At 60.8% G+C, this 10,073-nt stretch carries 6 protein-coding genes and 2 pseudogenes; all 8 read right to left on the bottom strand.

All coding sequences use genetic code 11. From position 1 onward, the window contains the following. Positions 1–1,174: sialidase family protein (locus KDL09_RS25060; protein WP_294391614.1), on the bottom strand; the 1,174-nt coding region annotated here is incomplete at its 3' end. A 7-nt stretch (positions 1,175–1,181) separates the two neighbouring features. Then, positions 1,182–2,603, bottom strand: a pseudogene (locus tag KDL09_RS25055) (sulfatase). Then, positions 2,600–3,928: a sulfatase-like hydrolase/transferase gene (locus KDL09_RS25050; protein WP_294391612.1), complete on the bottom strand. Its 1,329-nt coding sequence runs from the start codon at positions 3,926–3,928 to the stop codon at positions 2,600–2,602. Before KDL09_RS25050 ends, KDL09_RS25055 begins: the two are co-directional and overlap by 4 nt. Beyond that, complete coding sequence (locus tag KDL09_RS25045; protein WP_294391610.1) at positions 3,925–5,262, bottom strand: sulfatase; 1,338 nt, start codon at positions 5,260–5,262, stop codon at positions 3,925–3,927. Before KDL09_RS25045 ends, KDL09_RS25050 begins: the two co-directional genes overlap by 4 nt. After that, positions 5,262–6,623: an arylsulfatase gene (locus tag KDL09_RS25040; protein ID WP_294391608.1), complete on the bottom strand. Its 1,362-nt coding sequence runs from the start codon at positions 6,621–6,623 to the stop codon at positions 5,262–5,264. Before KDL09_RS25040 ends, KDL09_RS25045 begins: the two co-directional genes overlap by 1 nt. Before the next feature lie 9 nt (positions 6,624–6,632). Further along, entirely contained in the window at positions 6,633–7,700 is a 1,068-nt protein-coding gene (locus KDL09_RS25035) for a sialidase family protein (protein ID WP_294391605.1), read from the bottom strand. A gap of 14 nt (positions 7,701–7,714) precedes the next feature. Next, complete coding sequence (locus KDL09_RS25030) at positions 7,715–9,307, bottom strand: FAD-dependent oxidoreductase (protein WP_294391603.1); 1,593 nt, start codon at positions 9,305–9,307, stop codon at positions 7,715–7,717. 48 nt (positions 9,308–9,355) lie between these two features. Then, positions 9,356–10,073: pseudogene (locus KDL09_RS25025) on the bottom strand (gfo/Idh/MocA family oxidoreductase); the annotation flags it as partial.

The raw sequence follows: 10,073 nt of genomic DNA, 5'->3' as shown, positions 1-10,073 counted from the left end.
TGGCGGCGTAGTGGCGGGATTCCTTCGGCGAGTCACCTTTGGCGACAAGGCCGGCGAAACACCAGTCTATCATGTTCTTCGAGAAGTGAAGCACAAGACGCTGGCGCTCGTTGTCCGGCAGGCCCCAGCGTTCTTTTGGCATGCGGTCGGGGCGGATCGTGGAGTCGGTGGACTGCGATCCCAGCAGCCAGAAAAGTTTCGTCTGCTCATCCCACAGCACATGAAAACGCATCTGCCCGCCCGGACAGGGCGCGTAGAGCATCGGCGTGCCGGCGGGCGATTTCACCAGCGCGGTGGTCATGCTGCCGTCGTCGTTTTCACGCACCTGAGCAATCGCGGCATAGTTCGTCATGCCGGTGTTCGCCCGCATCCAGAGGTGGAAGGTTTTGCCCTCGGGATCGAACCACACATGATCCGGATCGGTAAACTGCACCACGTTCGTCTCACACCAGCCGAGTGGCGCGATGCCTCGCCCCTTCGGCGGCACAAGGAAGGTCACCTTCTTTGGGTCCATCGGATGAAACGGCAGGCCGAAGGCGTTCGGCAGGCGCGATTCAGGAATGTCCTCAAACACCAGCTCGCTGGCGAAGGTCCAGTTCTCGCGCTTCGTGAGATCGCTGTCCGCCTTCGCCCGCATGAGCACGGGTGCGAGATCCGCCACCTGCCAGCCGGTGATGCCGCGCTTTGGCGCGTGCTTCTCCATCACGAGATACACGTTCCCCTTCGCGAAATGGACGTTGCACGCGCTTTGATGCCAGATGCCGGTGTCGTTTAAAAAAGAACGCTCGCTCCACGTCACGCCGGCATCGTCGGAGCGAATGATCGCCACCTGCCTGTCGCGTCCGAGAATGTAGAGCGCCTTTCCGGCGACAAAAGGCCGTGCAAAGCTCAGTTCGAAGTTCGCGCGATGCGTCCACGTCCTGCCGCCATCATCGCTCGTGAGGATGCGTGATTCATGAAACGGCTTGTTCTCCGGTGGCACGTCTTTGCCTGCGGATGAAATCTCATGTGTCACCACCAGCCGCCCGGAAGGCAGACGGCAGATGCCCGGCGTGTAACCATAAATCCGCGCCGGATCCGGCGACGTCCACAGCGCGACATGATCCTGCGCCAGCGGACGGACTTGTGCCGCCAACGGCAGGCTCATGATGGTCAGGAAGAAAAGGAATTTCATCGAAGTGCTAGGGACGGGGACGGGCGAGACGTGCGCCGCGGTTTTTGAGTTCAGCCTTGAGAAGCGCGTGCAGCCGGTCGGCGACTTCGGGCTGTGAGGCGGCCAGATTGTGCTGCTCGGGCAGATCCGTCTTCAGGTCGTAGAGTTCCACCCGATTATCCTCGTCGAAACGAAGCAGCTTCCAGTCATCCACGCGGATCGCCGACTGCGGGCGCGTCTGGCTCGTCACGAAATCAGCGACGCCGATCGTTTTCGGCGCCTTGGCGAAGCCTTTCTCGGGATGGTAATACGGGAAGTGCCACAGGAGCGGTCGTGTGCGCTTCAATGTCGCATGTGGATCTTTGAAAACGGGCAGCAGGCTCACGCCGTCGAGTGCATCCACGTTCGGCGATGCTCCGGCGATTTCACCAAACGTGGGGAGCAGATCGCAGCCATGAACCACCGTGTCGGACGTGGTTCCGGCTGGCACATGGCCCGGCCAGCGCACGATGAAGGGTTCGCGGATGCCGCCTTCGTAAAGGTTCCATTTGCTGCCGCGCAGTGGTGCGTTTGACGTGTGGTCCGGATGGCCGCCGTTGTCGGACAGGAACACGAGCAACGTGTTTTGCGTGAGATGCAGTGCATCGATTTCATCGAGCACCCGACCGACCAGATGATCCAGCGTCTCCACCATCGCCGCATAGGCGATGCGATTCTCAGGTGTCCCGGCGGGCATCCGCTATCGATACTTCTGCAGCAGAACCGCGCTGCGACTGTGGATCGGATCATGCACAAAGTACTGCGACAGGTAGAGGAAGAAGCGTTCGCTGCGGTGCCTTCGCAGAAACTCCAGCGAAGCGTCGATGAGCGAGTCCTTGGCAAAGTCGCCATCTTCCACCGCCTGCGTTTTCAGTTCGGGATGCGCACGATAGCCGTAGGGATGCGAACCGAAGTCGCCGTCACCTTCCGCGAATCCTTGCTGAAACGGTCCATGCGTCGGCGACCAGCCGAGATAACCCTGATAGTGCTGGCTGACGTGCCACTTGCCGTAGAAGCCCGTGACATAACCCGCGGGTCCGAGCGCGTCGCCCATTGTCACCTCTTTCAACGGCAGGTTCAGCGTGTAAGGCGGCGGTTGCAGCGGCTGTTTCAGGTCGGGCACCTTCGGTGAATCCTTGGTCACGAACTCAAAGTTCAGCTGCGCAGGAGATTTGCCCGTCAGGATCGCCGCACGCGATGCCGAGCAGATCGGTGCGGGCGCATAAGCCTGCGTGAAGCGCATGCCCTCCTTTGCCAGCCGGTCCAGATTGGGCGTGTCATGCACGCGATTGCCGTAGCACCCGAGATCGCTCCACGAAAGATCGTCAGCGAGGACGAAGATAATGTTCGGCGGCTCCGCACGTGAAAACGTGAGGCTCAGAATCCAGAAGAGAAGGCAAAGACGTTTCATCGGAGCAGGCGGTCTTTCTCCACGTCGCGGGACCAGGCATCCAGCCTGCCACGCATGGCATTGACGCGGTCGTATTGCTCGGGGGCGAGATTGTGTTCTTCGCGCGGGTCGTTGTCGAGATAGTAGAGCTCGAGCGGCAGGTCCGAGTCGCCCTTGATCTTGTCCTTCGTCACGAACGGCTTCACCAGCTTCCAGGGACCGTCGCGCATGGCCGCGTTGTGCGTGTAGTTTGGCTCGTGGCGGTTCCACTGCCAGAAGCGCACCGGGCTGCTGAACTCGCCGCCTTCTTTGAGCAGGGAGGCAAAGCTGCGACCGTCGAGCGGAAGCTTCGGTTCATGCTTGAGGTCGCACACCTCGACCAGCGTGGGCAGCACGTCGGTGAAGTGGATCATCTCGCTGCGTTTGCCCGGCTGGATCGTTCCCGGCCAGTGCATGATGAACGGCACACGGATGCCTCCTTCATTGACCGTGTATTTGGTGCCGCTCAGATCGAGATTGAAGCGTTTCGGCACGAGCATGTCCGGGCCGTTGTCACTGGCGAAGATCACCAGCGTTCGTTCGCGCAGGCCCAGCGCTTCCAGGGCGGACATCAACTCGCCAAGGCCGCGGTCCATGATCTCGATCATCGCGTAGATGGTTGCGACATCACGACCGAAGCCCGCCTTCATGAAAGGCTCGATCGCTTCCTCCGGCGCCTGCAAGGGGCGATGCGGCGCGTAGTGGGCCAGATGCAGAAAGAACGGCTCCTTCGCATGCCGGCGCACAAACGCGATCGCACGCTGATTCAACTCGTCGGTGAGGTAGGTGTCCTGCGGATGCGGGTTCTCGGCCATGCGGTCATCCGTGTGCAGCACGTAGCGATTGTAGCCGCCGCCGTCGGAACCGTGAAACACCGCCACCTCCTGGAAGCCGCGCGCCACAGGCCCATAGCCTTCGCCGAGGCCCGTGTGCCATTTGCCCACGAGCCCCGTTTTGTAGCCGTTTGCGGCAAACACATCGGCCAGCGTCGTTTCATTGCGATGCAGGCGCGTGAGCTCCGGCTCCAGGTTCAGCGTGAGTGACACGACACCCGTGCGATGCGGATACCGCCCCGTCAGCAAAGCCGCGCGCGAGGGTGCACAGACCGGCGAGCCCGAGTAGCCCCGGTCAAACCACAGTCCCTCGCGAATCAGCCGGTCGAGCGTGGGAGTGTGGGTGATACCCTGGTTGAAAGCGGCGATGTCTCCCACCGCCATGTCGTCTGCGAGGATCACGATCACGTTCGGCGGCGGAGCCGCGACGGCTGTGCACGAAATCAGGAGAAGCCAAAAAAGAAGGCGCATCATGGCTTCGTGAATTGTTCGGCGCTGCGGTTCACATCGGCATCCCATTCGTTCCATGCCTTTCGAAGTTGTTCGACACGTTCCGGGTTTTCGGCCGCCACGTTGTGTGTTTCACCGATGTCCTGATCCAGCTGGTAAAGCTCCGTGCGTTTGCCGATCATGCAGAGCTTCCAAGGTCCGCTGCGCACGGCCCGCTTGTCGCCCAGACGCCAGAACAGCATGCGTTCCGGCAACGTGCTTCTTTGGAAAAGCAGGGGCGACACATCGACACCGTCGAGTTGCAGCCCGTTCGTGGATGCGGAGGTGAGTCTGGCGATCGTGGGGAGCAGATCGGTCGAGTGCATGATCGTGTCGGTGACACCGGGCTGGATTCTCTCGGGCCATGAGATCATCATCGGCACGCGATGACCGCCTTCGTAAACGGATCCCTTTTGATCGCGCAGCGGACCGTTGCTGGAGATGTTCCGAAAGTTCGGCGCATAGGTCAGATAGCCGCCATTGTCAGAGGTGAAAATCACCAAGGTGTTGCGGTCGAGTCGTCGCTCCTTCAGCGCGGCGATAATGCGGCCCACGCTTTCATCGAGAGCGGCGATCATGGCGGTGACATGCGGGCTGACATTGCCCGGATTTGGAATGATGCCCCATTTGTCCTTGGCGTAATGCCCGCCCTTTTGACGATGCGCAGGATCATCCGGCCCCTGCCAGGGGAAATGAATCGCCAGATGCGGCAGGTAGAGGAAGAACGGTCGCTCACGATTCTTGTCGATGAAGTCGAGGCTGTAGCGCGTGAGCAGTTCGGTCGTGTAGCCGGACGTCATTTCGATCTGATTGCCATGCCACCAGTCTTCACTACCCGAGCGGTCGATGTGCGTGTGGTAGTCGCCGTCACCGGAGGCCAGCCCGCGAAATTCGTCGAATCCCTGATCCGGCGGCAGCCAGGGTGGTTGATAGCCGAGGTGCCACTTCCCAAAACACGCCGTGGCGTATCCCGCGGATTTCAAAACCTCCGCGATCGTCATCGCCTCATGCGGCAGGCCCATGTCGTGCTGGGCTTCTCCCAGCGCACTGTCAAACTCGCGCCCAAAACGCTGCTGATACTGTCCCGTGAGCATCGCGGCGCGCGTGGGCGTGCACATCGGACCGGCGGAATGAAAATCGGTGAAGCGGAGGCCGGAGGCGGCGAGCGCGTCGATGTTCGGTGTCGCATGAATCTTGCTGCCGTAGCAGCCGAGATCGCCGTAGCCGAGGTCATCCGCGACGATGAGCACGATGTTTGGCGGAGTGGCGACGACTGTCGCGCTCCACAGCATGAGGAGAAGGGGCAGAAGAGATCGCATCACTTTTTCTTCGGCGCTTTGGGTTCGGTGATGGGATAGGCCGGATCGGGTGTGGAGGCCGTCGCGAGGATCTCTTTCATGCGGGCCACGATCTCCGGATGCTGGGCAGCGACGTCCTGCGTCTCGGACGAATCATACTTCACATCGTAGAGTTCGATCGGCTGGTCGGTGCCATTGCGAACCGCCTTCCAGTCGCCGACGCGGGCCGCCTGCTTGTACTGACTGCGGCTGTGGCCGTAGTCCCAGTAGAGATACTCATGCTGTGGTGCCGCTCCACCGAGCAGTGCGGGGAGAATTGAGCGCCCGTCGATCGCATGCGTGATCTTAGCACCTGCGATTTCCGCCAGCGTCGGCATCACGTCCCAGTGTGTCCAGACTTCGTCGCTGACCTTGCCCGCAGGCACATGGCCCGGCCAGCGCACCAGCATCGGCACGCGAATGCCGCCTTCATACACATCGCGCTTCACACCGCGCAACGCTCCCGCGCTGCCGAAGAACGCCGGCTTGTGCTTCGCTTCGGCGGAGGGGCCGTTGTCGCTCGAGAAAAAGATGAGCGTGTCATTTGCGAGGCCGCTCTCGTCCAGCAGGTCCATGAGACGGCCGACATCGCGGTCAAGCATCGTCACCATCGCTGCGTAATTCTTTTCCACCTGCGGCCAGTCACGGTCCGTGTATGGCGCGTCGCTGGGAACGATTTGTGATTCGTCCGACTTCAGCGGGTAATCCGACCAATGCGGCAGCGTGGACGCATAGAACAGGAAGAACGGCTGTTCGGCGGAATCACGAATGAACTTCAGCGCACGTTCGGCAAACAGATCGGCGGTGTATTGCTGCTTCTTCTCACCACGATTTCCCGGCAGCAGCACGACACGGTCGTTGTCCCAGAGATGGTCCGGATAATAGAAGTGCGCCTGATCCTGATCGACGTGGCCGTAGAAGTCATCGAAGCCCTGGTCGTTCGGTTTGCCCTCCGAGCCATGGATGCCAAGGCTCCATTTGCCCACCGAGCCTGTGCGATAGCCGGCGGCGTACAAGACCTCCGCCAGGGTGATGTCCTCATTCTTCAGGAACGTCCCGTGCGGAATGTTGTCGCGGATGCGCGCATGGCCGTTGTGCATGCCCGTCATCAGGCAGCAGCGCGACGGAGCGCAGACACACGACCCGGCATACACCTGCGTGAAGCGTGTTCCCTCGGCGGCGAGGCGGTCGAGATTCGGCGTCAGGATCTTCTTCTGTCCGTAGCAGCCGAGGTCGCCGAATCCCAGGTCATCCGCGAGGATGAAAATGATGTTGGGATGTGACGCGGCGAGAACCGGACACGCGCCGAGAACGAAGGCGAGAAGCAGGGTGAGTCGTGTCATCAGTGAAGATCATTGCGGCCAGCGGCCTTGAATGATGGGCTTGGAAACGAGTTTCACGGGGTCGACGACGACGTGTTTGATGAACTCCCGCTTCCAGGTGTAAGTGATGTGGACGAGACCGTCGGCGGTTTGAATGACCGCAGGGTAGCTGAACTCCTTGTTCGGTTCGGATTCGAGCACGAGCGCCGCCTCCCACGTCCGGCCATCGTTGGAGATGGCCACGTTGAGCGGGGATCGCGGACCGTTGGTTTTGTTTTCACGATTGCCGGCGTGATTGTACACAAGCAGGTGGCGACCGTCGCGCAACGTCACGGCGTCGGTGCCGCTGTTGTTGTTGGGCAGGTCCATGAGACGCACTTCGCCCCAGGTCCGTCCGTTGTCCTCCGACCACACATCGTAGAGGCGGCCTTCCTGAGTGCGTCCAAGGGCCTGCAGCTGATGATTCGGGTGAAACAGAATGCTTGGCTGAATGGCGTGGATCGTCAGGCCCTCGTTCACCGGTCCGATGCGCTGCCAGCTTTCGCCGCCGTCGATGCTTCGCTCAAAGTGCACCTGCCAGGCGCGGCCTTCAGGCGTGGTGAACTCGGTACTCGTCGGACTCAGGATGCTGCCATCATCGAGCATCACCGGCTTGTTCTTCACCGGACCAAAGAAGCCGTTGTAGAGACGCTCCGGTTTCGACCACGTGGCTCCATCGTCGGTGGATCGCTTCACGTAAGCCCACCACTTGCCCGTCTTGTAAAAGAGCAAAAGCGGACCGCCCGGAGGTTGGAACAATACGGGATTCAAGCAGTTCACTCGCGGCTCTTCCGTCTCCGAACCGTTCGCGACCTCGACCGGCGGCGACCATTTGCCAGCGCTGTGACGGGAGAGCCAGATGCCTACGTCCGGATTGCCTTCCTTCGTGCCGCCAAACCAGGCTACGACGAGGCCGCTCTTCGTCTCCACGATCGTGGAGGCATGGCACTGCGGATGCGGGGCGGGATCAAACAAAAACTCGGAGTGCACCAGTCCCGGCTGCTGCGCGAGAACAGCAGTGGTCAGAAGGATGGCTGAGACGCAAAGAGAAAGATGCATGACGAAAATACGATTTATGGAGTGTGATGGCGGATGACCTGGCCGTGTTGGGTCAAAAGAGTCTGCAACGCGGCGACGGGCACCTTGCGCGGCTCGACCTTGTTCTGAATCGCCAGATGCGCGGCGGTTCCGGCCGCCTGGCCGAGCGCCATCCACGTGGGTTCCATGCGGATGCTGGAAAAGGCGACGTGCGTGGTGCTGGCGGCGACAGGGGCGATGAGACCGTCGATCTTTTCCGGGATCATGATGCGGTACGGGATCTCGTAGGGCCGCGTGATGTAGTCGAGCATGCCGAGGTAGCCTTCGAGCACGAGCGTGTCGCCGGGCTGGCGCTTGCGGGCGGGAAAGCTGTCGATGGGAAACTCGCCCACGGCGATGCTGTCGTCATGATGCTTCGGCGCCTGGCCTTTGCCGGTGATGTCGTGCTCGGTGAGCGTGTATTCGCCGACGAGACGCCGCCCTTCGCGCACGTAGAGCTGCCAGGGGAAGTGGTTGTTGTCGGTGAACTCGTCCTTGGGAAATTGCAGTTCGTTGGCGAGCTTGCGATGCGCCTTGGGGACCTCGGGATCGTTTTGCAGAAACCAGATCAGGCCGAGCGTCAGATTGCGATGCCGTGTGGCGATGCGTTGCCGCGTGGCGTCGTCGCCCTCGATGTAGCCCCGGTTCTCTTCGGGAAACGGAAAGCCCAGCGGACGCGGATTGATGTTCACGTCGGTCTTCTGGTTCGGGATATCCGTGACGGACAAGGCGCGCACCAGCGTGTCGAAGTGTGCGGGATTGTAGCCACGACCCGGTTTGAAGACCTTTGGACCTGCAAGACGGCCCGCTTTGAGATCATCGAAGTAGCCGAGGTAGTTCGTGCGGTCGTAATCGGGTGGCGGTTCGGTAAGCCGCTGCGAGTTGGCCGGATCCTTGGTCAAACACAGCCGGTAGGTGTAGGCGGGCAGATCTGCATCGGCTTGACCCGTCGTTCCGGGCAGGAATTCGTGCGCCTGATAGTCGAAGTAAACGACACCCGCATGCGGCTCGTCGAATTCGTCACGCGATTCACGTCCGAGGCGATAGCGTGCACCAGCTGCGGCATACAAATCGCCTTCGTAAGTCGCGTCGATGAAGACCTTGGCATTCAGCGGCTTCTCTTCGCCCGTTTTGCGGTTGAGGATCGTGATGTCGGCGAGCTTCCGGTCTTCCACCTGCGCCGCTTTGAGCCGCCAGCCTTTCAACACCGTGATGGACGTTTCCTTCGAGAGCATCGCTTCGAGAACCGTCTCCGCCACGTGCGGCTCAGCATAGTAGCCGTCGTGGCAGAGCTTCGTGTTTTCGTCATCGGCACCGTAGGTCGTCACATAATGCTTCTGCACACCTGCGATGAACTCCTTGAAGATGCCGCCGATCTTCTCACGATCCTCGATGTCGCTTTTGCCCAGACCGCTCGTCGTCATGCCGCCGATGTGGTCATGATATTCGATCAGCGTGACCTCACTTCCCATGCGCGCCGCCGCAATCGCCGAAGCGATCCCACCCGGCGTGCCACCGTAGATGACGATGTCCTGAGCGAGTGATTGACCGCAAAAGAACGCCAGAAGCGAAAAGATGATTCGGGTCATTGATTTTCGCTCGCGGCGTTCCTTGCGGTGCAAACCAGTCATCGAAGCTTAGGCCAGCTTGTAGCAATCGGCCCACTCGGCGCGTGGAGCCGGGCCTGCGAGGCGTGCGTTGGCTTCTTCGTTGCCGATGAAGCGTTTGGTCTGCGGGTCGAACTCAAGATCGACGTTCAGATACTCGGCGATGGTGCCCAGGTTCAAGACCTGTGTCAGCACGCCGGCGACGCTGAAGGGCGACTCGGTGTTGCCATTGCCCAGGCAGGCCTGGATGAAGCTTTCCTGATGGCTGTACTTTGTCGGATGCAGGGCCATCGCGTCCTTGAACTCGACCATCTTGGCGCGCGGATAAACGAGCGAATGGCGGTCGTGCGAGCCGCGCTGCACGAGGTAGTCGCCCTGCTTGCGATGCAGGAGGGAGCCGGTGTTGCCGGGGTTCGGGATCACGATTTTGCCGTCGGCATCTGGATCGCCAAACTTTTCCGGGATCTCGATTTTGGTGTCGCCGCCTGCTTTCCAATGCAGCTCCACCGCGGGCATTTTTTCGCCGCGTGCCGGGAACTGGAAAACGATGTCGGAGCTGAGCGGGTAGCTGACTTGATTGTAGTCCGCCAGTGCGATCGGGGTGATGCGGATGGGGAGGCCGAGCTTCAGATTGTCGTGCGCGAAGTCGATGATGTGCGCGCCCCAGTCGCCAAACATGCCACCACCATACAGGTGGAATCCGCGCCAGTTGAACGGGTGATACATCTTGCTGAAGGGCTTCACTTCC

The organism is Prosthecobacter sp., assembly GCF_020439865.1.
Taxonomy (GTDB): Bacteria; Verrucomicrobiota; Verrucomicrobiia; order Verrucomicrobiales; family Verrucomicrobiaceae; genus Prosthecobacter.
The sequence above is the reverse complement of the archived record's forward strand: the minus strand, read 5'-3'. Positions and strand labels throughout refer to the sequence as shown.